The organism is Streptomyces sp. NPDC026673 (assembly GCF_040638135.1).
Lineage (GTDB): Bacteria > Actinomycetota > Actinomycetes > Streptomycetales > Streptomycetaceae > Actinacidiphila.
Genome location: NZ_JBEZXR010000013.1, coordinates 1 through 21,749 on the forward strand (window position 1 = coordinate 1; position 21,749 = coordinate 21,749).

The window sequence follows — 21,749 nt, forward strand, 5'->3', positions numbered from 1 at the left end:
GGAGGCCTTGACGACGACCTGGGCCGGGTCGGGGCCGCCGGGGAACGCCGCGTTGATGTCCTCGTACGCCCGGACGATCGGCAGACCGTCGCCCATCCCGCTTCGGGCCGACGCGACCGGGTGGGGGACGAGGACCCCTTTCGTGCTTCGCCAATGGGTGCCGGTGTCCTGCACCCCCACCATGCCGCCGTTCGTGCCGGCGGCCGCCGCCGAACCCGGCCGGGCAGACCCCGTCCCTGAGCGGTGGGCGGAGGCGTCCGCGTCGTCGAAGAAGAGCCGAGGTCAAGGACCTCGCCACCCTCTCGTGCGACGAGGCCGGAGCGAAGGCTGCCCTGTTCGGGCCACCCGGCGTCGGCAAGCCCCACATCGCCGTCGTCCTCGCGGTCGCAGCCTGCCGACGCGGCAAGTCGATCCGCTTCACCGGCCTCGGTGCCCCGGTGCGCGACCTCACCGCCGCCGCATCTGTCCGCCGCAGGCGCTCTGCCGCCTTGGGCGCGGCCCGGCGGCACGCATCGTCACCCCTCCGGAGTGGTGCTCCACGGCGCCGGACTGGGCTCTGGACGATGCGGTCCCTACCGGGAGCCCTGGCGGTGCGACGGCAGCAGCCCACCGACGATCAGTTCCGTCAGCGTTTCCGCCCTGCGCTTCGCGTCGTCGGCCGTGTCCGGCGCCGCCGGGCCGAGACGGTCGTACATGTGCTGATGGGTCAGAGCCAGCGCAGCCCCGTTGATGGCGACAAAGACCAAGTGCTCCGGCACCTGAGGCATGCGACCGCCGTCCATCAGTCGCCGGATGACCGGTGTCAATTGTTCCCAGAATCCACGGGTGTATTTCGCGGCCAGGTAGTCGAGTCGGCCGGAATCGTGCGTCGATTCGTCCGCGACGATGCGGTTCAACTGGGGGCTGCTCGCGGTTGCGGTGAAGAACCGGAGAATCACGGTCCGCAACATCTCGGCGTCGTCTGTCCCCTCCACGGGCGCGAAGAAATCCGCCCGTAGATCCTGGACGGCGAAGTCGATCACCGCGCGCCAGAAGCCTTCCTTCGACCCGTATCGATCATTGACGTAGTTGTGACTGACGTCCAGCCGCTTTGCCAACTCCCGCACTGTGGTGGCCTGGTAGCCGAGTTCGGCAAAGGTGTCCAGGCCCCGGCGAAGGATGTCCGCGTCAGCACGGGCGACCTGTCCGCCGCTTCCCCGAGAAGCTGCCCTGCCTGCGGCTTCCTGAGCGTTCGAAGGCACGGTCCTGCTCCGTTTCACCGCGGGCTTGAGCACGCCCAGGCTGTGGCGCGGCTGATCAGTCTACCTGTGGGCCTCAGGGGCGGGCCGCGCCGCCCGCTTGCCCTCGACGGCGCCGCACCGGGCATCCGATCGACTTGACAGTTGTCAGATCGAAAGTGAATCTTGTGTCGTCAAGCAATTACCGGCCTGTGGTCGCTGCGCGTGAGCGCGCCCCGGGCCGCACACGAACGGACACCCATGCGCAGTTTCAGCTTCAAGACCGCCCTGCTCGGAGGAGCCGCGAGCTTTGCCCTGGCCGGCGCTGTCGTCGCCACCACTGCTCCTGCCGCGTCCGCACTGGACTACAGCAAGTGGTACCTGTGCGCGACCTCGTACCTTCAGTCTCCGGCGGACGAATGCCTGTCGGGATGGGGCCATGTGCCGTGGACCTCCGAAGCCCCCAAGCTGATGAATGACGCCATCTCGTCCATTTCGACGAATGATTACGCCATTGAGACCTGGAACGACTACAACTTCAAGGGAAGTTATGCCAAGTGGGAGCCCCACTGGCGCTACAACACCCTGAGCTTCCCTTACAACAACGCCATCAGTTCGTGGTCCACTCCGGGGTACTGACCCTGCGTCCCGGGCCGGAGGCCGTGATGTACCTCCGGCCCGTCGGGCCCCCTTCCCCCTCACCCGGGTGCCCACAACGTGCCGCGGAGTCCGGAACCGACCGGAGCCGTCGCGGCCTTCGGAATCGCTGCGGCACTTCCGTATACGGATTCGGCGGCGTGTCATTCCTTTCACCCACCGCCTGCGGCTTTGACCCTCGAACGACGGAACACGGTGCTCTCCCATGCCAACCGACCCTGCGGGCCTCCGCCCACCTGTCCGACTCGGCCGTTCCGCCGTGTCTTCGGTCGATGGGCGGTCGCGACGTCCATCGGAGACGGCTGCGACCCTCCGGGACACTGTCCGCGCAGCGAGGAGGAGCCCGACCGGCCGGCGGCGGAAGGCCTTCACATCAGCCGTGTCGATGGGCTTGAGTGCGGTCCTGCTCGGCGGTTGCCACTCGACGCACGCCGGTGACCGACCCGGCGCGTCCGCCTCGGCGCGGGTATCGGCGCAGCAGATGGTGCACCTCCTCGAAACCCTGCTTCCCCAAGGGACGTTCTCGCAGGAGCACGGCCAAGGGCTGAGCGACAGGCCCGGCCCGCCGCCGACGGCACAGCTGGTCTTCGAAGACGGGGGCGAGGCCGCGAGAATGGCGGTGACTCTCAACAGGTCGACCGTCCCCGTCCCCGCGCAGTTCTCGCAGTGCCCCGATACGGCCTACCACCCGTACAGCCACTGCACCCGGGCGGCACTGTCCGGAGGGGCCACCCTGGTACTGGACCGGTCGCCCGTGGACGAGAAGCGCCCTTCGGGGGCCGATGTCCTCTCCGCTCTGCTCACCGGCAAGGACGGCAGGCAAGTCCTCGTATCCGAGACCGGCGTCTCGAGGGGAAAGGCTACGGCCGGGAACACCTCGCTTCCGCTGCGCCTCCGGCAACTCTCGGCAATCGCCTCGTCTCCGGTGTGGGATCCGGTGCTCACCGCGATGCCCGCGCCACCCGTCCATGACCAGACCGCGGTGATTCCGCGAATGACGGGCCGGCAGATCAGCCACGTCATCCGACAGTTGCTGCCCGCGGGGATGCGCACGGCGCAGAGCGGTGGTTCGGACGGGTTCGGGCACGTCACGGTCGACGACGGTCACGGCAAGAGCCTTGTCGCGGTGAACGTCCAGCGATGGAAGGCCGGCGACGCGGACATCGCGAAGCTGTTCGCGAAGGCCGAGACCTTGCCCGACGGCACCCGCGTCAGCATCCGGAAAGGCCCCGCTTCCGGGGGCGGCAAGGGCGCGGTCGAGTGGAGCGTCGACACCCTCCGCAAGGACGGCCTGCGCGTGGTGATCTCGGCCGTCAACGCACGGGCATATCAGCTGCCCGGGACCCGCAAGGAACCTGCCCTGGACATCAGGCAGCTCCAGCAGATCGCTCTTGACGCCGCATGGGGACGAGCCGCCCTCTCGTGATGGGGGACCGGTGTCCCCACCGCGCTTCGGCCGCCACCTCGATGAAGCCGCGTCCGAGGCCGCGCCATCCCCGCCGTTCCCGCCTTCCGAGCCACTTCCCGACAGCATGACCATCGATTCGAAAGAGAAGGTCTTCAATGATCAAGACGATTGCCGCCGTGCTTCCCGTGGCGGCTCTGGCCTTCGCGGCCACCGTGGCCGTGGCGCCTCAGGCCAGCGCCGCCTACGTGTGCGGTTCGAACCAGATGTGCGTGTATGAGAACGCCAATTTCACGGGCACCGCGCGCGTTCTCGACCCCCTGGCGTCCTACGCGGACTTCAGGAATCTCGCATACGCGAACGGCGACAACGTGAACGACAGCATTTCTTCCGTCCAGAAGAACACAAACCGCTGCGCAGGGTTCTACAACGATGTGAACTATTCGGGCACTGTCGCCTACATGGGGTATGGCTGGTTCGGCCAGAATGTGTCGTATCTGATGAACGACAGGTACTCGTCGATGGCGACATGGGCTTGTTGAAATAGGCGAGCGGGTCGGGGATCCCGTATGCGCCGCGTTTCCTCGGCTGTTCAAGGGCAACGCGCCCGGGAGCGGAACCGTGAGGCGAATGCTCGCATGAACAAGGCAGAAGCGTCGACACCGGCACCCGACCGGGCCGGTCGCTGACTCGGCTGTCCTCCTCGTTCCGGGCCGGCAGCATCGCGCTGCCGGCCCGAAGATCGCCTCGCACCAAGACGGCGCCGCCGGCCTGCCGGCAGAGGTTCGGGAGGTTCTTGCCGGGCCCAAACGCCCTCCGTGCTGTGCGGTCGGCTCACGGGAGCGACCGCGCAGTGAACTCCCTTGAGGAATGGCCGCGTGTACCACCCGTATACACATTCAGAGTATTCGGACTTTCGCCGTCTATTGGCTGATGTCCGGCACAACGACCATGACGAAGTGAGACCATGGCAAAGATCATTGTCACCGCGAATCCGCTGCAGGGCCATTTCGCTCCCCTCGCGGCGATCGCATCGGACCTGACCAAGCGCGGCCACGAAGTGCTTTTTTACACGAGTGCTCGGTACGCGGAGCAGGTTCGGCAGACCGGTGCGCGTTTCGCGCCGTTCCCGGCCGCGGCCGACCTCGACACGCGCGACCTGGCCGTGATGTACCCCGAGTACGACGACCTCTCACCGTTTGACCGATCGACTTTCGACCTTGAGCACCTCTTCTTCGGGCCGGCTCCGCTCCACGACGCTCGCCTGCGAGAACTGCTCGCCGGGTTCCCGGCCGCCGTGGTGATCGGCGAACTGTCGCTCCTGGGGACGCTGCCCATGGCGCTGCGCGCTCCCCGGCACCAGCGCCCGCTCCTGGTACAGATCGGCATTGCGGCGCCCACCTTCGACAGCGTGGACGCGGCCCCCTACGGTCCCGGTCTGCCCCCGCCCACCAGTGACGAGGAACGCGCCGGCTACGCCGAGATACGCGCACAGACGCGGGAGATGTTCGCCGTGGTCCAGAAGTACGGCGAGGAGGTATTCCGCTCGATGGGGGTCGAACTCCCCGACTTCTTTCTCAACGCCTGGGCCACCGTCCCGGACCACTACCTCCAGTTGACCGTCGCCGCCTTCGAGTACCCACGCGGTGACGCCCCTGAGGGCTTCCGTCTCATCGGTCCCGTCCCATCCGGGACCAGCCACGGCTTCCAGCGCCCCGCATGGTGGACGGATCTGACCTCCGGCCGGCCGGTCGTCGTCGTCACCCAGGGGACCCTGGCCAACAACGACCTGTCCGAATTGGTGATCCCCACCATTCAGGCCCTGGCGGACGCAGACGTCACGGTCGTCGCCGCCACTGCGCGCCCAGACGGGTGCGACATCGTGCGGACCATCCTGGACGGCGACATCCCCGGCAACGTCCACCTCGCAGGCTTTGTCCCCTTCGACGAGCTGCTGCCACTCGCCGACGTCCTGGTCACCAACGCGGGCTACGGCGGCGTACACACCGCGCTGCGCCACGGCGTCCCACTCGTCGTCGCCGGCGAGACCGAGGACAAGCCCGAGGTCGCCGCACGCGTGGAATGGAGCGGCACCGGCGTCAACCTGCGCACCGGCCGCCCGGAAACCATGGCGGTCCGCACTGCCGTCGACACCGTGCTCAACCAGCCGAGCTACCGCGAACGCGCCCGAGCGTTGCAAGGCCAGATCCTGGCATCTCGCGCCTTCGACACCATCGCCGAGATCGTCGAGCAGGCATGACAAGTGCCGGGGCGCCTCGGTCGCACGCCAATCGGCGACCGGGCGCCCTGGGACGCCAGTGCCGGTCCCATGTCTCAGGCAGGGTCCGCACGCTCCGGGACCTAACAGCCCCCACTGACAACCCAGGTCAGAACACAGGCGCAGAGAACTCCGCCGCTTCGCGGCTCCGGCTCAAGGACCCATTCCTCCCCGGCCCGAAGGCCGGGGCATCCTGGGAGAAATCAGGTGAAGCTACCAGCCTGCGGGTTCGTGGACGCCTGGTCAGCCGGCCTGCGGTGTGGGGGAGTGCGCTTCCTGGGTGGCAGCCCATGAGGCGAGCAGGCGCAGGCCCTCTTCCGAGGGCGAGCCCGGTTCGGCGGTGTAGATGGTGACGGTGAGGCCGGGTTCGGCGGCCATCTCCAGCCCTTCGTAGGCGAGGACGAGTTCGCCGACGGCCGCGTGGTGGAAGCGCTTGGTGCCCGTGCCGTGGTGGCGGACGTTGTGCGCGCCCCAGCGGGTGCGGAACGCGTCGCTGCGGGTGGACAGCTCTCCGACGAGGTCGTGGAGGTCCTTGTCGTGCGGGTTGCGGCCGGCCTCGGTGCGCAGGATGGCGACGGCGACGTCGGCGGCGACGTCCCAGTCGGGGTAGAAGCGGCGGGAGGCCGGGTCGAGGAAGTTGAAGCGGGCGAGGTTCGCCTGGTTGTGCGCCTCGGCGTAGACGTCGTCGTACAGGGCGCGGGCGAGGTGGTTGGCCGCGAGCAGGTCCATGCGGCCGTTGCGGACGAAGGCGGGCCCGGCGGTGACGGCGTCCAGGGTCCATTGGAGGCTGCGGTGCGGTGTCCACGGCCGGGTCGCGCGGCGGCGGGGCCGGGTGAGGGCGTCGGAGCCGTCGGCGGCCTGGGCCAGGTGGAGGAGGTGGGCGCGCTCGGCGTCGTCGAGCTGGAGTGCGCGGGCGACGGCTTCGAGGACGGCCGGCGAGACACCGGCGAGGTTGCCGCGTTCGAGTTTGGCGTAGTACTCGACGCTGACGTCGGCGAGGGCCGCCACCTCGCTCCTGCGCAGGCCGGGGACGCGGCGCCGGGTGCCGGCGGGCAGCCCGGCCCGTTCGGGGGTGATCTTGGCTCGCCGCGAGGTGAGGAACTCGCGGACCTCTCGCTGGTTGTCCACACCTCGACCGTACGTCCCGCGCGCCGCGGGAGGGATGTACTGCCGGTACACCCCTTGACGGTGCCTCGCTGCCCCGGCCGGATGCGGGTTACCTGGATGGCGCCGCACTCCGGCCCGCTGCCACGGCAGCCGCGGCAGAGGTGCCGGCTCCTGGCACCGCCCCGGTATCGCCTTGGTACCGGGCGCCTCAGCACGTAAGGAACCTTTCATGCGCGGAGCAGTGATCCACGCCCCCGGCGATGTGCGCGTCGAGACCCTCGACGATCCGAAGATCCTCCAGCCGACCGACGCGATCATCCGGACCGCGGTCACCTGCGTGTGCGGCTCCGACCTGTGGCCCTACCGCGGTCTGGAGCCGATCGGGGACCCGCACCCGATGGGCCACGAGTACGTCGGCGTCGTGGAGGAGGTCGGCAGCGAGGTCACCTCGGTCAAGCCCGGCCAGTTCGTGGTCGGATCGTTCGCCACCTCGGACAACACCTGCGCGAACTGCCGCAACGGCTTCCAGGCGAACTGCCTGCACCGTGAGTTCATGAGCACCTGCCAGGCGGAGTACGTGCGCATCCCCAACGCGCAGGGCACTCTGGTGGCCACCGAACAGACGCCGGCCGAGGTGTTCTGGCCCGGTCTGCTGGCCGTCTCCGACGTGATGGGCACCGGTTGGTGGGCCGCCGACGCCGCCGAGGTCAGGCCCGGCTCGACCGCCGTGGTGGTCGGCGACGGGGCGGTGGGCCTGTGCGGCGTGATCGCGGCGAAGGAGAGGGGCGCGGAGCGGATCATCGCGATGAGCCGCCACGCGTCGCGGCAGGCGCTGGCACGTGAATTCGGCGCCACCGACATCGTCACCGAGCGCGGTGAGGAAGGCGTGACCCGGATCAAGGACCTCACCGGCGGGATCGGCGCCGACAGCGTGCTGGAGTGCGTCGGCACCGCCGAGGCCATGCGGCAGGGCCTGCGTTCGGCCCGGCCCGGCGGCAGCGTCGGCTTCGTCGGCGTCCCGCACGACGTCGCGATCGAGGGGCAGGAGCTGTTCTACTCCCACGTCGGCCTGCGCGGCGGTCCCGCCCCCGTACGCCGCTACCTGCCCGACCTGATCGACCTGGTCCTGTCGGGCCGGATCAACCCGGGCAAGGTCTTCGACCTCACCCTGCCCCTGGACCAGGTCGCGGAGGGCTACCGGGCGATGGACGAGCGCAGCGCCATCAAGGCCCTCCTCACCCCCTGACCCCGTACGCCCTTTGCCCGGGGCCGGGCATCCGCTGCCCGGCCCCGCCCGGGGACCCACGAAGGACTCACCGTGCCCCCGTTCGCCCTCGTGGGCAGCGGTCCCGCCCGGGCCTCGTGGGTGCGCACCCCTTCACCGTCGCCGGACCTCCCGTCGACGGCGGATACGTCGCCCCGGAAGCCACCCACCTCACCAACGAAAGTCGGAACGACCATGGACTTCCTCGAGCAAGAGCCCACCAGCAAGGCCCCGGCGGACTGGTTCACCGGCGACGTCTGGTGGGATGTCATCGTCGCCGGGCGGGAACCCTCCCGTATGCGCGCCAACCTGGTCCGCTTCGCACCCGGCGCCCGCACCCACTGGCACTCCCACGCCGTCGGCCAGACCCTCCACGTCGTCTCGGGGATCGCCCTGATCGGTACCCGCGACGGCACCGTCTTCGAGACCCACCCCGGCCAGACCGTCACCTGCCCGCCCGGCGAGGAACACTGGCACGGCGCCATCGCCGACCGCTTCATGGAACACATCGCCCTGTGGGAAGCCACGGCAGACGGCACCCCCGAGACGACCTGGGCCGAACCGGTCACCGACCAGCAGTACAACGGCACCCGTACTCAACACCCTTAACCCCTGGCCGGGGGTAGTCCGGATGCGGTGCTCACGTCCTGCGGGTCGGTGAAGGCTTACCGGTGCCGGCCTTCCGCCTCGACTTCGTACATCCCCGCGCCGTCCAGGTAACGCAGCGTATTGAGGTCCCGCCGCAGCACCGCCTCGACCGGGTGGCGGAGCGTCAGGATGACCGGGTACTCCAGGTCCCACGTGGTGGGCACGATGCGCTGCCCCGGTGTGACGGCCATGGTCAGGTCCCGGAAGCTCTCCAGTTTCCTGACGGCGTCGAGAGCACGGTAACGGACGAGCCGGCCGGAGACCGGAGAGGCGAGTGCCGTCCACGCGAAGGCGCTGCGACGTCGGTAGGGAGTCCCGGCACGGGCCCTGAAGCGTTCCGGTCGCAGATACGCGTCGACCGACCATTCCAGTTGGCCCTCGCCGATGACGTCTGTGACGTAGTAGGGGAGACCCGAGGGACGGGCGGCGGCCTCCACCAGCCGGGGGCCGTCCGGCGTGAGCTTGATCTCCAGGTGCGCCGCGCCATGGCGGATGCCGAGCGCGTCCAGCACCCGAAGGGCGTACGGGACCAGGTCGGCGACCGCGGGGTCCTCATGGCTCAGCAGAATCTGCGCGACCACCAGGTCCCTGACGCCGTTGGCCGTGATCCGATCGGTGCTCCACACGTCGGTGACGTGGTGCGTTCCCTCACAGCTCACGGTGTTCACGATGTACTCGGCGCCGACCAGGTACTCCTGCGCGACGACTCGGCTGATCGGTTCACCAAGGGCGGAGGTCCGGTCCCTGAGTGACGCGAGTGCGGCGGCCGACTCCTCGGGGGAGTCGCAGAACCGCACCCCGTCGCCACCGCCGCTGCGGAGCGGCTTGACCACCGTGGAACCGCCCAGGTCTGCGTGCCAGGACCGCAGTTCGGCCTCGTCCCCGGTCTCGATCTGCCGCATCGCGGGGATGCCCTGGGCCCGGATGCGCTCGATCTGCACGTACTTGTCGCGGCGGGCCGCGCTGAGTTCCGTCCCGTTCGACGGCAACCCGAGCCTCTGGGACAGCGCGTCGGCGAGCTCCACCCCTGATTCCCGGCCCGGAAGCACGGCGCGTGGCCGCAGGGCCGCGAGTCTCCCGGTGAGGCGGTCGAGATCCCCGTCGAAGACGAGGGTGTGACTGAACCTGCCCGGGTCCACCGGAACGACCCCGGGGAGGAGGCCGACGGTGCTTTGCACCTGGATCACCTCGCCGCCGGCCGCGCCGACAACGTCGGTGTAGCCCGCAGTCGCCCCGAAGGCGTCGACCACGGCGACCTGGAATTGCGACATCGTCACTCCTTCCCTCAGCCGGCCATGGTGTCGAGGGAGGCGATCTCCCGACGCGCCGACAGGAGCCGGTAGACGGAGTTGGTGAGCAGGTTGTGCACGCTGAAGCCGGAGGTGCCCAAGTGGTCGTCGTTCAAAGCGTCTTCCTCTCCGGCCTGCCGCGCGATGTCCCTCCTGGTGACCCTGCCGGTGTGCGGGAACGCCTCGGGAATCGTCTTCTTGGTGACGCCCAGGTGCACCATGCGGAAGTCCGCGAACTTGTCCAGCACGTGGAGGAGGGCTGTGAGGGCAGGGGGGTCGAGCTTCATGCGGCCGTCGAGGACCATGGAGACAACGTTGTCACCCTGTCGGGAAGCCTCACGCCGCGCGGTCAGCAGGGGGCGTGACCACACAGGGAAGTAGGCCATGGACTGGTCGAGGTAGAGCTCGTACTGCGGGGTCGGCGACAGCAGCACAAGCTCCAGCAGTTGGACGCTGGGCAAGAACGCACCGCTGGCACCGCGCGGGCCGCCGGGGTGTCCCATGTGATACCGGCGAAAGGTCTCGAACGCGTCCTTGGGGAGTCGGCCGTACTGCGCCATGTACAGCCGGAAATCCTCCAGATGGCGCACGACGTCCTCGAGCACGTCGAGCGGTTCTCCGGCGTCCGGTTCCTGGAGCATCGTGCTCAGGAGGTTGAAGGCGCTTTGCGCCGAAGGCTCCGAGAGGTGGTGCCCCAGATAGAAGTCCCGCTCGAGGCGGCTGGTCGCGCCTTGGGTGAACACCCGGATGTCCCCGTTGCGGTGCCACTCGTCGGCGTTGACGTCGATCAGGAGCTCGTAGCTCATGTGGGGGTCGAGTTCCGGGAAGCGCGCGCACTGCGCCGCCACCGCATCGACGAGGGATCGGGGGGCGCTTCCCGGCCCTGCCGGCTGGTATCCCCCGAGCATGAAGAGCAGGTCCAGTTGGACCACGCGTGCCTGAGCGAGATCGCCGACGAGCGGATCGAGCGGCCCAAGCTCATGCAGAAGCCGTGACTGCCTGTCGGCGAGATCGCGGTACGTCGTACGCCGGGACCAGGCGGCGGTCAGGTCCGCGGGGAGTTCGTCGAGCACGTAGGAAGCAAGTGGTGACGTCCGCATGGATGCGGCTCGTCGTTGCGGAAACTCCAGGTCGGTGAACAGCTCTTCCTTCTTCACTTTGACTCCTGGATCTCGGGTGGCGTCGAGCGGCGAAGAAGCCTGGTGCGAGGCGGGTGGCGTCCACGCCCCCGGTCCGTGCCCTCGGAGGCCCGTCTGCGGATGCCCGGCCGCTTGGTCGCGAACTCGCAACTATCCGAAGAGGAGCCCGACTTGACGCCGCTCGACCGCAAAATGTTTGCTGGAACAAGTACATGCCGCATTGCTTGCTTCGTCAAGTTCATGGGGTCGCGGCGTCGGATGTGGTGCGGGCCTGCACCTGCGAGCCCGGGCCCTTGCCGCCGCACCTGCCCCAACGGGTCATGCCGGGCCGCTCGCGCTTGCGCGGGAGGGCGCGGCGTCAGGCCGTCAGGCGCCGGCCCGGCCCGGCCCGCTCTGCGCACGCGGACCGATGCGGTTTCGTGCCCTTGGTCGGCCCGGTATCCCGTGGCCCCGTCGCGGCGGCTCGGGCCCCGTGTCGTGCCGTGTCGGCGCGGTGCCGGGCGCCGCCCCCGCAGGTTCCGCGGCCGGCGACCCATGGTCGTGCGTGAGTTCGAAGGCGGCGGCCCCCCGTGCACCGGCCCCGCGTCCTTGGTGGGGTCGTCAGCGGTGTCGTCGACGAGCGCTGCCGGGTGGTGTGACCTGCAGTGATGGCGTCCCCGGCGCCACGCGGAAACTGTTCTCCGGCGTGCGCGAGCCGCGAAGCGCCGGGTCGCGCATATGAGCGCAATGCAGTCATACTGGCGCATAAACCCCGAACCGGGTCACGATTGCCCGGCGAACCGAGGCACGGTCATTCGTATGAACGCCACGACCAAGTACACGCTCGCCATAGCCGCCGTCGGCTGGACGTTCCTGGCGTCCCAGTGGTCCGGCAAGGGCTGCGACTTCGTCCCGCAGTCCTACGCGCTGGTGCTCTCCCACGGCATGCCTGCCGGAAGTGAGGGCTGCAAGGCCGAGTCGGACGGACCGCAGTACACCGACGTGTACCAGCCCTGACGCACAGGTGAGCCTGAGTGCGGCTGTCACCGGATGTTCGGCTCGAGTTTCCCCCAACCCGGATCCAGAGCGGCGACCGGCACGCGCGGCGGACCACGCCGGCGGTGCCGTGCTCACTCATCACGTGCCGCGGGTCATTCGGTCGTTTGAGGTGGATGGCGCCGGGTGGCTGATCATGGGGTCATGGACAGGGATTACTGGGCGGTGCTCGCGGACTCCGAGCGGGAGCAGTGGGGGTACGTTCCCGCGCGAAGGGTGGGACCGCTGGCCTTCGGGATCGATCGGCGTGATGCCGTCTCGACCATGGCGGGGCACGGTTTCACCGGCGAGGAAGGGGAGATCGAGCGCTGGAATCGGGCGCGCGCCCAGTGGAGGGTCGTCTTTCGCAGGGCGGAGTCGGGCACGTCGTCGCCCGCTGTGAAGTGCTACTTCGTCGAAGGGGTGGGGATGACGTGTGTGCTAGTCGATGGGCTGCGCGGCCCCCAGGTCACTTGTGAGGGGGTCCGGCTGATCGGCCGGGTGCCGTAGGAGCTGTCCGCCGAGATGGAGGCCCATGCCCTGGAGCGGGACGCGGGCATCCAGTTCAGTCTGAACGGCGACCTGTGCTGGCCCGGCTTCGAGTTCGAGCGGGGTGCGCAGCGCGCGGGCGATGCCGTCGTGAGCTGGGCCCTGTTCTTCAACACGAGAGAGATCGCCGGCACCTGCTGGGACATCGCCCCGCGAGAAGTCTGGCACCACTGGTAGGGCGGCCACTTTCACTTCGGGCCGCGGTGGAGGGCGCTCCTGCTCCATGAGCCCGCAATGGCAAGTGGGGCACTGGCCGCGAGCCGGTGGCCCGCCGCACGCTGCGGGTGGCCTTGCAGAGCAGCACGAATCCGTTGAGTCTCCGACGTCCGTGGACATCCGCACAACACGGCAGCCGTCCTCCACGCGAAGCCCCTGGAACTCCACGCGTTCCAGGGGCTTCAGTTGCCCGAACATGCGTCAGATGTGAGACGCGCCCGAAGTCCCACCTGACGGCCGGAATGCTGCACTACGTTTCCCCGGCGCACCGCGAACGCGGAACGGCGTATTCCTGCCGATAGCAGGCTACCGAGAAGTACAGGCGGCCTATCACAAAGCGCGTTCACGGCGATCCCGCAATTCGTCGGCCCCACACCCTGCTTAAGGGCAAGGGCGTCAGAATTCATCGACGCCGAAGGGGAAATGTCCCCCCGGCGGCTCACCGGCCCCCCGAGACGTGTCTTTCCCCGCATCTTGACTGACGCCCCGGCTTCTTATGGGATTGGCCCCTCTGTCCTGGAACGACGTGAAGGGATGCTAGTGAGAACCAGATCCTTAACGATTGCTGCAGTCGGCGCCCTCATCCTGTGCAGTGCGACGGTGGCACCCATGGCCCAGGCCCGCGACGCGGGCTCGACCGCCACCGAGGCGGACACCGTCAAGGTGTACCGCGCGGAAGTGACGCAAAATCAGATCCCGTTGCTGCTTCAGGCCGGCCAGGATGCGCACGAGCTGAGCGAGCGCCCGCCGGCGCAGGGCACGGCCGCGGTCGAGGTGTACCTCACCGGCAAGCAGGCGAAGGAACTGGAGAGCAAGGGCGTACGGCTCACCGAGCGCACGCTCGGCGCCAAGGCCGAGGCGCGCGTGCAGAACGCGGCCGACAAGGTGTTCCGCCCGTACAGCGGCAAGGGCGGCATCAAGGAGGAGATCCTCGCCACCGGCCGCGCCAACCCCGGCCTGACGAAGGTCGTCTCGATCGGCAAGACGACGCGCGGCCAGGACATCCTCGCCCTCAAGCTCACCAAGGACGCCGCGAAGTCCAAGGACGGCTCGAAGCCCGCCGTGCTGTACATGTCCAACCAGCACGCGCGTGAATGGATCACGCCGGAGATGACCCGCCGGCTCATGCACTACTACCTCGACAACTACCGCACCGACAAGCGGATCAAGAAGCTCGTCGACTCCACCGAGCTCTGGTTCCTGATATCCGCGAACCCGGACGGCTACGACTACACCTTCCAGAGCGACGACACCCGCCTGTGGCGCAAGAACCTGCGGGACAACAACGGCGACGGCGTCATCACCGCCGGCGACGGCGTCGACCTCAACCGCAACTTCGCCTACAAGTGGGGCTACGACAACGAGGGTTCCTCGCCCAACCCGGCCAGTGAGACCTACCGCGGCGCCGGCCCGAACTCCGAGCCGGAGACCCGGGCGCTGGACGCCTTCCAGAAGCGCATCGACTTCACCTACGGCATCAACTACCACTCCGCCGCCGAACTGCTGCTCTACGGAGTCGGCTGGCAGGTGGCCACGGACACCCCCGACGACGTCCTCTACAAGGCGCTGGCCGGCACGCCGGACAACTCCGCGATCCCCGGCTACCACCCCCAGGTCTCCTCGGAGCTCTACACCACCAACGGCGAGGCGGACGGCCACGCGTCCAACGTCAACGGCCTGGCGATGTTCACCCCCGAGATGTCGACGTGCCAGACGGCGTCCGACATCGACCCCAACGACCCGTGGGTGGCCTCCGACTGCCAGTCCGGATTCAACTTCCCCGACGACGAGAAGCTGATCCAGGACGAGTTCACGAAGAACATCCCCTTCGCGCTCTCCGTTGCCGAGTCGGCCGCCCACCCCGACGTCCCCGCCTCCACCGTGGGCCTGAACGCCGCCGACTTCACCCCGGGGTCCTTCACCACCTCCTACGCGCGCGGCCATGACCAGGAGGTCTCGGTCGTCGCCCGCAAGTCGCTGCGCGACAAGGAGCTCAACTACCGCGTCAACGGCGGCCGCACCAAGGACGAGTCGCTGCGCTCCTGGCGGGGCGGCGAGACCTTCGGCGGCGAGGACAACCTCTACTTCGACGAGTACCGCGCGAAGGTCCGCGACGGAGACGTCGGCGACAAGGTGGAGGTCTGGTTCACCGGCCGGACCAAGAGCGGCAAGAAGGTCTCCGGCGACCACTTCACCTACACCGTCGCCGACCGCCCCTGGGCGGACACGCTCGTCGTCGCCGAGGAAGGCGCGGCCGCGACCCAGACCAAGGCGTACGTCGACGCGCTGAAGGCAACCGGCCACCGCGCGGCGGTCTGGGACGTCGCCACGCAGGGCGCGCCCGACGCGCTCGGGGTCCTCGGGCACTTCCGCACCGTCGTGCACTACACGGGGGCGGCACTGCCGGGCAACCCCACCCAGCTCGAGCTGCGCGCCTACCTCAACGAGGGCGGCAAGCTGATCGAGGCGGGCGAGCGGGCGGGCGGCAACGTGGCCCTGGCCGACGGTACGCCGTCGAACGACTTCAGCCAGTACTACCTGGGCGCGTACTCGCGCACGTCGACCGCCGGGGCCACCGGATTCGCCGGCACCGGCGCGCTGGCGGGATTCAACGGTCCGCTCGGTGCCGCCACCGGCAACCCGCTGGACACGGCGGGTACCTACCGGGTGACCTCCGACTGGCTCGCGCCCGCCACGTACCCGCAGTTCGCGAGCAAGGGAGCGGGCCGGTACACCGGGTCCGTCGCCTCCGACGCGCCCTACGCGGGCTCCTACATGGCGGCCGCCGTCCACACCGACGACGCCTACAACCGGCTCACCCGGACGATCGACCTGACCGGGGTGAGCGCGGCCGACACCCCCACCCTCCGCTCCCGCCTCCTGTGGAGTACCGAGCCCGGCTACGACAACGCGATCCTGGAGATCCACACCGTCGGCGCCGACGACTGGACCACGCTCCCCGAGGCGGGCGGCGCCACCAGCACCACCGTGCCGACCGAGTGCGAGGCCGGGTTCTACATCGGCGAGCACCCGTGGCTGACGCACTATCTGACCCCGGGCACGGGCGGCTGCACGGCGACCGGCACCTCGGGCGCCTGGAACAGCTTCACGGGCTCCTCCCAGGGCTGGCAGCCGGTGAACTTCGACCTGAGCGCCTACGCGGGCAAGAAGGTCGAGGTCTCGCTCAGCTACGTCACCGACCCGGGTTCCGGCGGCCAGGGCCTCCAGGCCGATGAGACCTCCCTGGTCATCGGCGGTACGGTCACCGAGACCGAGGGCTTCGAGACCTCCCTCGGCCCCTGGACCGTCTCCGGTCCGCCCGCGGGCAGCCCGCCCGTCCAGCGGGACTGGGTGCGCACCGGCCCGCTGACGCAGGGCGCGGTCGTCACGGACGACACCGTGCTGCTGGGCTTCGGCCTCGAGCACGTCACCTCCGCGGCCGACCGCGCGACCTTGGTGCGTCAGGCATTCAAGGCACTCCGCCGTTGACGGCCGGACTCATCCTCCGAGCCTGAGCGCGGAAGCCGAAGATCGGTGAGTCAGGCGGTCCGTACCCTTCCCGGGTACGGACCGCCGCCCGGGCTTGGACACCCGGGCGTCGCATTCTGGTCCCGTGCGGTCAGAGGCGACGGTGCCGAGCTTGTTCCGCCGGTCTCCGCAGCGGGTTTCGCAACCTCCGCGTGGGGACCGCGCCGGCGACCGGGGATTCCCGGAGGGCGGGTCGTAGCCAGCGGCGGAGCAGACGGCTGACGGCGGGGATCGCCACGTAGGTCATCAACGTACTGAACAGGACGGTGAAGACGGCTGTTCTGGCCACCAATGGCAGGCCGACCAGGTGTGGACCGAGCACTCCGGTCCCGAACAGCGAGATCGGGAAGATGGCGATGGCCGAGCTGACACCTATCTTCCAGCGCGGCGGAGCGGCGATCTTGGGGCCCGGGTCGGGGAACCAGGCGTCCATGCCGGTGAGTTCGCGGCGGGCGATCTCCGAATGGTGGTGATCTTCGTACTGGGTGAAGAAGCCGGCTCTTTGCGGAGAGTCCAGCCACTGCCGCAGCATCGTGTTGTCCCGGAAGCGTTGCACGATGATCCACGGCCGACCGTCCTCGGCCGGTCGGAAGAGGCCACTGCCCAAGTGCCCGGGGGCGGCGGCGGCCACCTCCAGGATGTCCCGAGCCCACTGCTGGAATGACTCCTCATGGCCGGGCCGGACGGCCCGCTCGACGAGCAGGATGGCGTCCGAACCACCCGTGCGGCCCATCGGACGCGCGTCCGATGCTCGCGCAGCCCGGCGGTCGTTGGTCACAGAGGTGCTCCTGTGCTCGATCAGTCGCGCGGGGCAACGTGGATGAAGTGCTTGGTCTCCTGGAACTCCTCCAGGCCGCGCAGGCCGTTCAGGCGGCCCATACCGGACTGCTTGAAGCCGCCCTCCTCGAACTGGTCGTGGACCATGCCCCAGGTGTTGGTCCACACGGTGCCGGCCTTGATCTCGCGGCCCACTCGCAGCGGGCGGTCCACGTCCCGTGTCCAGACGGACGCGGCGAGGCCGTACTCGGTGGCGTTGGCGCGGGCGACAGCCTGCCCCTCGGTATCGAAGATCTCGAAGGTGGCGACAGGCCCGAACGCCTCCTGCTGCACGATCGGGGCGCTCAGGTCGGCGACCTCGACCAGGGAGGGCTGCAGGAAGGCGCCGTCGCGTCCACCCCGGACGATGACCTCGGCGTAGTCGGCGGCGTCGGCGACCATGCGCTCGACGCGCTGCGCGTTGTGCGTATCGATCATCGCGCCCATCTCGCTGGCAGGGTCGTCCCCAGGCCCCACCTTGACCGCCTTCAGGGCGGGCGTGAGGCGTCGGCGGAGCTCGTCCGCGACGCCGCGCTGCACCAGGATGCGGCTTCCCGCCATGCAGAACTGGCCGCTGAAGGTGGTGATGGCCTTGACGAGGACGGGAACGGTGGCGTCCAGGTCCGCGTCGTCGAAAACGATCATCGGGTTCTTCCCGCCGAGTTCCAGGGAGAGCGGCTTGAGGGTGGACGCGGCCGACTCCATGATCTTTCGGCCGACTCCCGTGGAACCCGTGTAGCTGAGCACATCGACGTCCGGCGAGGAGACCAGCAGCGGAGCACCGTCGTTGCCGGACTCGGTGAAGACGTTCATCACACCGGCCGGAAGCCCTGCGGTCTGATCAACGAGTTCGGCGATCAGGCCGTTGATCAGACCGGTCTGCCCTGGGAGCTTCATGGCGACGGTGCAGCCGGCGGCGAGTGCCGGGGCGAAGGAGCGTACGGCCAGGATGACGGGGGAGTTCCAGGGCGCGATGACGCCGGCCACTCCCGTCGCCTCACGCAGGGTCATCGAGAACGTGCCGGGCCGTACCTCGGCGGCGCCACCGTGATCGGACAGTGCGAGAGCGGCGTAGTAGCGCAGCTTGGGGATGGCGAGGTCGATCTCGAAGGTCGCCTCACCGAGAATCTTTCCGTTCTCACGGGCGAGCAGGGTGATGAACTCGTCCCTGCGGGCTTCGAGGCGGTCGGCCATCTCGAACAGGGCCCTTGCCCGTGCGCTGCGGTCCCGGGACCACTCGGTGGTGTCGAAGGCTCGCCGGGCGGCGGCGATGGCGGCCTTGGCTTCCTCGGCGCCACCGTCGGCGAACGTCCCGAGGACCTGCCCGGTGGCAGGGTTCAGGGACTCGGAGCGCTGAACGGAGTCGACCCATGCCCCATCGATGTAGTGGCGGGCGTGCGGGAGGCGTGCGGAGCTGTTCATCAAGGGCTTCCTTGGTCTCGAACGATGTACGCGATGGACGATGGGCAGGGCAGGGCAGGGCAGGGCAGGGCAGGGGGCGTGGCTCTGCGGGTGCCCTTGACGGTGTGATCTCGCGGTGATCGCGGCGGAGGCAGGCACACGGCGGATGTGATGAGAATCCGGTGTCCGGTGGGGGTGCGGTCGCCGGACGGCACCCGTCGAGCGATCCCTGCTCCGGCTCACTGGCATGGGCTGGCGAGCGACCTCTGTGATTTACGAGGATATGCACATAACTGGGATCGCATCAAGGTCATCTGGTCGGCTCGAGCCGTGCCTTACATCACTCGCCGCACGTTGCCCGGCCCCCGGTTCCCACCGCCGGCCGCGCGGAAGCGCCCGCGATCGCGAGGGAACCGGCCTGCTTCCGTGTCCGCCCACGGCCGGACGTTGCCGTCGCTGCGTCGCTGCGTCGCTGCGTCGCTGCGTCGCTGCCAGGTGCCCGGCGATGGCGGGGCGTGCTGCGTACCGATGCCGCCGGCTCCCGGGTTGTGGCGGCCGCTGACGGGAGGCAGGGTGGTTTCGGGGCCCGCGTGTTACGGATGTGGTCCGTGGTTCGTGCGCGCCGTGAAGCAAGTGGTGTGAGTCCGGAATCGACGAGGTCGGACGCTGTCGAACGAGTGGGCCGGTACGCCGGTCGGACAAGAGGCGGCCGACGCGAGATCGTCCATCCGGGTCGGCCTACGGAGGTGTCGTACATGTCGGAGAAGAAGCCAGAGCACGTGACCCCCGCGGAGGGGCACGAGGCCGCGCTGCCGCCTGAGGTCAAGTTGCTGCAGGAAGTCACTCCGCCCTTCTTTCCCGAAGGCGGTTCGGGGATGACCATCCTCGTCGACTGGCCTCCCGGCCACCCCGGGCTGCCTCCGCACCGCCACTCGGGGCCGTCGTTCGGCTACGTGATGGAGGGCGCGGTCCGGTTCGAACTCGAGGGTGAGCCGGAGCGCGTGGTCGAGGCCGGTGGGACGTTCTGGGAGCCAGGCGGTGACGTCATCCACTACCAGGACGGCAACGCTCTGGCGGACGCACCGACCAAGTTCGTGGTGACCATGGTGTGCGCGCCGGGTCAGCCGATGCTCACGCTGGTCGAGGAGGAGGAGCTGAGGGAGCGGGCCGACCGGCGTGCTCCGCGTCCCTCCGGGGGCTGACCCGCGACGTGCTTCCGCCTTGATCGTTTGTGCCACCCCGTAGGGTGCCGTCCCAACAGCTCGGACGGCCCCTGTGCCGATGTGCCGATTTTCACGACTGCAGCGCGTCACCGCAGGCGAACGGTCGACGCCCATGAAGTCGCGGCGCCCGTCCGCGGTGCCGCCCGGCGGGCAGCACGTGGCGTCACGCTCACCACGGGATACGACGAGCCCGGCCCGCAAGACCGCGACCAACTTCGCCAAGGGCGTGCTGACCGGCAGCACGCGCTATAGCGCAGGCGCCGAGTACACCGTCGCGACCGGCAGCGCCCCGCCGCACGCCATTATGTTGCCCGCCTGGTCGTAGGTGGGTGTCGGCGCCAATACCAGTGGTGGTGACGGAGGTCGGTCCGCAAGGCCGGCGGCAAGGACCAGACCCTCACCGCGGACCCCGAGGGCCACCTGCAGAGCATCACCGAAACGGGCAAGACCACCACCTACGTCTACGACACGGACGGCAACCGCCTCCTGGCGCGCAACGCCGACAACTCCGCCACCGGGTACTACACCCACGGCGGCGAAACGATCGCCATGCGCACCCCCACCGGCGGATTCACCTTCCCCTTCGGCGACCACCAAGGCACCGCCCTCACGGCCGTGTCCCCAGCCACCGGCCAGGCCATCACCCGTCGCAAGCAACTTCCTTTCGGCACCGATCGCACCGACACCCGCGCCGCCTTCCCCGGAACCCGCGGCTTCGTCGGCGGCAGCAACGACCCGACCGGCCTCACCCACCGCAGCGCCCGCGCACGCGACCCCACACTCGGCCGCTTCCTCTCCGTCGACCCCGTCATCGATTTCGACGATCCGGCGCAGATGAACGCCTGTTCCTACGCTCACAACAACCCGGTCACGCAGTCGAACCCCGACGGCCTCTGCCCCAACGGCCCCGCCACCTACAATGACGAGTGGCTGCGCTCGTTTCTCTCGTTTCAGAGATCCACTTCTCTTGATCATGGGATCGTCACGCTGCGGACGGGGTGGCGGGTGGATCTGCCGTCTCGGATCGAGACGGCATCCAGGGACATCTAGGGAACGGTTGCATGCTGGAATTTATTGCATTTGCTCTGTTTGCCTTGCTTGTGGGTAGATTGATCAGGGCAATGCATGCGAGGCGGTCAACAGGGCGCACGGCAGAAATTGAAAAGGGTTCGAATCCGGCTGTTCCCTGTCGCGTCTCGTGGCAGCGCGGACTGGGGCGCCGGGCTTTCACGTATGGAAGGCTCAACAGTGACGCAGGTGGTGCAATTTTCACGCGCCCAGCGAGGCAGTCGGTACGTCTGCCGGTAGGAGGACGTGTCACGCGGAACACTAGCTGGCGACCTGGTATGGAAATTCTCGAGTACGACACCCGGGAAGGTGATCAACTTCGGATTCTCGCACACGAGGGAGACGTGGACCTTGTGGCGCACTACCTTCGATCCGCTGATCCAGGTGGGCACTAACCATGCAGGCCGGTGTGAGAAAATTTGAGGACGTCGTGACTAAGCGATCTTATCCCCGAATCGTGAATTGGTGGAGCAATCCGCCAATTTCGTGCTCGGATGATGGGTGGGTGTCTCAGGGTGAGGCGGCTGAGCTACCAAGAATTTCCATGGTCCGAGTGGGATGGCGGATCATTGGTGGTTACCTCGTTCCTGCTCACAATGGCAAGGGTGAGGCGGGCGTTACGCGGTCCAGCATTGAAAATGACCTTAATTGACTCTCTTCGGCTTCTTGGTGGGGGGCCAAGACTCTCCGGGGGGTCTCAAAGGGTTGGTGCGTTGGCTTTAAACTCGAATAGACATTTGGGCCGCTGTTTCGGAGGGCCAGTGGTGTGGATCGCGGTGATCTTGCGTCCCGTCCCGAGCGGTCGGTCGGAGTGTGTAAGTTCGCAGGTGAAGGGCGGCCGGGAGTCCGGACCGGCGGTTGCTTTGGGGTTTGGGCGGTTTGTGCGTGACTATGCATAGAGAACTGGGACCGCTGGAACTCGCCGGAGTT

Annotated in this window: 18 protein-coding genes and 2 pseudogenes; 14 read left to right on the forward strand and 6 right to left on the reverse strand. The window is 68.5% G+C overall.

All coding sequences use genetic code 11. From position 1 onward, the window contains the following. Positions 1-281: 281 nt before the first annotated feature. A pseudogene (locus tag AB0F62_RS12470) lies at positions 282-464 on the forward strand (ATP-binding protein); the annotation flags it as partial. Between the two features lie 108 nt (positions 465-572). Here AB0F62_RS12470 and AB0F62_RS12475 read toward each other — a convergent pair. Continuing rightward, positions 573-1,241 carry a TetR/AcrR family transcriptional regulator gene (locus AB0F62_RS12475; RefSeq protein ID WP_361796121.1) on the reverse strand — a complete coding sequence of 223 codons (669 nt, stop codon included), beginning with the start codon at positions 1,239-1,241 and terminating at the stop codon, positions 573-575. Between the two features lie 237 nt (positions 1,242-1,478). On the opposite strand from AB0F62_RS12475, the gene AB0F62_RS12480 reads away from it, so the two are divergent. From AB0F62_RS12480 to AB0F62_RS12495, 4 genes are all read left to right on the forward strand, one after another. After that, positions 1,479-1,856: a hypothetical protein gene (locus tag AB0F62_RS12480; RefSeq protein ID WP_361796123.1), complete on the forward strand. Its 378-nt coding sequence runs from the start codon at positions 1,479-1,481 to the stop codon at positions 1,854-1,856. A 772-nt stretch (positions 1,857-2,628) separates the two neighbouring features. Then, complete coding sequence (locus tag AB0F62_RS12485; RefSeq protein ID WP_361796126.1) at positions 2,629-3,300, forward strand: hypothetical protein; 672 nt, start codon at positions 2,629-2,631, stop codon at positions 3,298-3,300. 137 nt (positions 3,301-3,437) lie between these two features. After that, positions 3,438-3,821, forward strand: a complete 384-nt coding sequence (locus AB0F62_RS12490; protein ID WP_361796129.1) for a peptidase inhibitor family I36 protein — start codon at positions 3,438-3,440, stop codon at positions 3,819-3,821. Between the two features lie 425 nt (positions 3,822-4,246). Continuing rightward, a complete protein-coding gene (locus AB0F62_RS12495; RefSeq protein ID WP_361796132.1) occupies positions 4,247-5,539 on the forward strand; it encodes a nucleotide disphospho-sugar-binding domain-containing protein in 1,293 nt (430 codons plus the stop codon). A gap of 261 nt (positions 5,540-5,800) precedes the next feature. On the opposite strand, the gene AB0F62_RS12500 is transcribed toward AB0F62_RS12495, so the two are convergent. Next, positions 5,801-6,685 carry a helix-turn-helix transcriptional regulator gene (locus AB0F62_RS12500; protein ID WP_361796135.1) on the reverse strand — a complete coding sequence of 295 codons (885 nt, stop codon included), beginning with the start codon at positions 6,683-6,685 and terminating at the stop codon, positions 5,801-5,803. Between the two features lie 208 nt (positions 6,686-6,893). Between AB0F62_RS12500 and AB0F62_RS12505 the strand changes: the two genes are divergently transcribed. Further along, positions 6,894-7,910, forward strand: a complete 1,017-nt coding sequence (locus AB0F62_RS12505; protein WP_361796138.1) for a zinc-dependent alcohol dehydrogenase family protein — start codon at positions 6,894-6,896, stop codon at positions 7,908-7,910. Positions 7,911-8,123: 213 nt separating this feature from the next. Then, positions 8,124-8,537, forward strand: a complete 414-nt coding sequence (locus AB0F62_RS12510; protein WP_361796141.1) for a cupin domain-containing protein — start codon at positions 8,124-8,126, stop codon at positions 8,535-8,537. Positions 8,538-8,593: 56 nt separating this feature from the next. On the opposite strand, the gene AB0F62_RS12515 is transcribed toward AB0F62_RS12510, so the two are convergent. Both AB0F62_RS12515 and AB0F62_RS12520 read right to left on the reverse strand, forming a co-directional pair. Beyond that, the gene (locus AB0F62_RS12515; protein WP_361796144.1) at positions 8,594-9,847 is read right to left on the reverse strand and encodes an ATP-grasp domain-containing protein; all 1,254 of its coding nucleotides are present in this window, start codon (positions 9,845-9,847) and stop codon (positions 8,594-8,596) included. Positions 9,848-9,861: 14 nt separating this feature from the next. Further along, positions 9,862-11,022 carry a hypothetical protein gene (locus AB0F62_RS12520; RefSeq protein ID WP_361796147.1) on the reverse strand — a complete coding sequence of 387 codons (1,161 nt, stop codon included), beginning with the start codon at positions 11,020-11,022 and terminating at the stop codon, positions 9,862-9,864. A 780-nt stretch (positions 11,023-11,802) separates the two neighbouring features. On the opposite strand from AB0F62_RS12520, the gene AB0F62_RS12525 reads away from it, so the two are divergent. The 4 genes from AB0F62_RS12525 to AB0F62_RS12540 all read left to right on the forward strand — a co-directional run bounded on the left by AB0F62_RS12525 (position 11,803) and on the right by AB0F62_RS12540 (position 16,272). After that, entirely contained in the window at positions 11,803-12,000 is a 198-nt protein-coding gene (locus AB0F62_RS12525; RefSeq protein WP_361796150.1) for a hypothetical protein, read from the forward strand. Between the two features lie 183 nt (positions 12,001-12,183). After that, on the forward strand, positions 12,184-12,528 hold the full coding sequence (locus tag AB0F62_RS12530) for a hypothetical protein (protein WP_361796153.1): 345 nt from the start codon (positions 12,184-12,186) through the stop codon (positions 12,526-12,528). A 15-nt stretch (positions 12,529-12,543) separates the two neighbouring features. Continuing rightward, the gene (locus AB0F62_RS12535; protein ID WP_361796156.1) at positions 12,544-12,744 is read left to right on the forward strand and encodes a hypothetical protein; all 201 of its coding nucleotides are present in this window, start codon (positions 12,544-12,546) and stop codon (positions 12,742-12,744) included. Positions 12,745-13,323: 579 nt separating this feature from the next. Beyond that, on the forward strand, positions 13,324-16,272 hold the full coding sequence (locus tag AB0F62_RS12540) for a M14 family zinc carboxypeptidase (protein WP_361796159.1): 2,949 nt from the start codon (positions 13,324-13,326) through the stop codon (positions 16,270-16,272). 130 nt (positions 16,273-16,402) lie between these two features. On the opposite strand, the gene AB0F62_RS12545 is transcribed toward AB0F62_RS12540, so the two are convergent. Both AB0F62_RS12545 and AB0F62_RS12550 read right to left on the reverse strand, forming a co-directional pair. Beyond that, positions 16,403-17,089, reverse strand: a complete 687-nt coding sequence (locus tag AB0F62_RS12545) for an antibiotic biosynthesis monooxygenase (protein ID WP_361796162.1) — start codon at positions 17,087-17,089, stop codon at positions 16,403-16,405. Between the two features lie 20 nt (positions 17,090-17,109). Next, positions 17,110-18,549 (reverse strand): aldehyde dehydrogenase family protein, encoded by a 1,440-nt coding sequence (locus tag AB0F62_RS12550; RefSeq protein WP_361796165.1) that lies wholly within the window; start codon positions 18,547-18,549, stop codon positions 17,110-17,112. Between the two features lie 734 nt (positions 18,550-19,283). Between AB0F62_RS12550 and AB0F62_RS12555 the strand changes: the two genes are divergently transcribed. From AB0F62_RS12555 to AB0F62_RS12565, 3 genes and pseudogenes are all read left to right on the forward strand, one after another. Beyond that, the gene (locus tag AB0F62_RS12555) at positions 19,284-19,730 is read left to right on the forward strand and encodes a cupin domain-containing protein (protein ID WP_361796168.1); all 447 of its coding nucleotides are present in this window, start codon (positions 19,284-19,286) and stop codon (positions 19,728-19,730) included. 438 nt (positions 19,731-20,168) lie between these two features. Beyond that, positions 20,169-20,261: pseudogene (locus AB0F62_RS12560) on the forward strand (hypothetical protein); the annotation flags it as partial. 39 nt (positions 20,262-20,300) lie between these two features. Next, the gene (locus AB0F62_RS12565) at positions 20,301-20,801 is read left to right on the forward strand and encodes an RHS repeat-associated core domain-containing protein (protein ID WP_361796170.1); all 501 of its coding nucleotides are present in this window, start codon (positions 20,301-20,303) and stop codon (positions 20,799-20,801) included. Positions 20,802-21,749 lie beyond the last annotated feature (948 nt).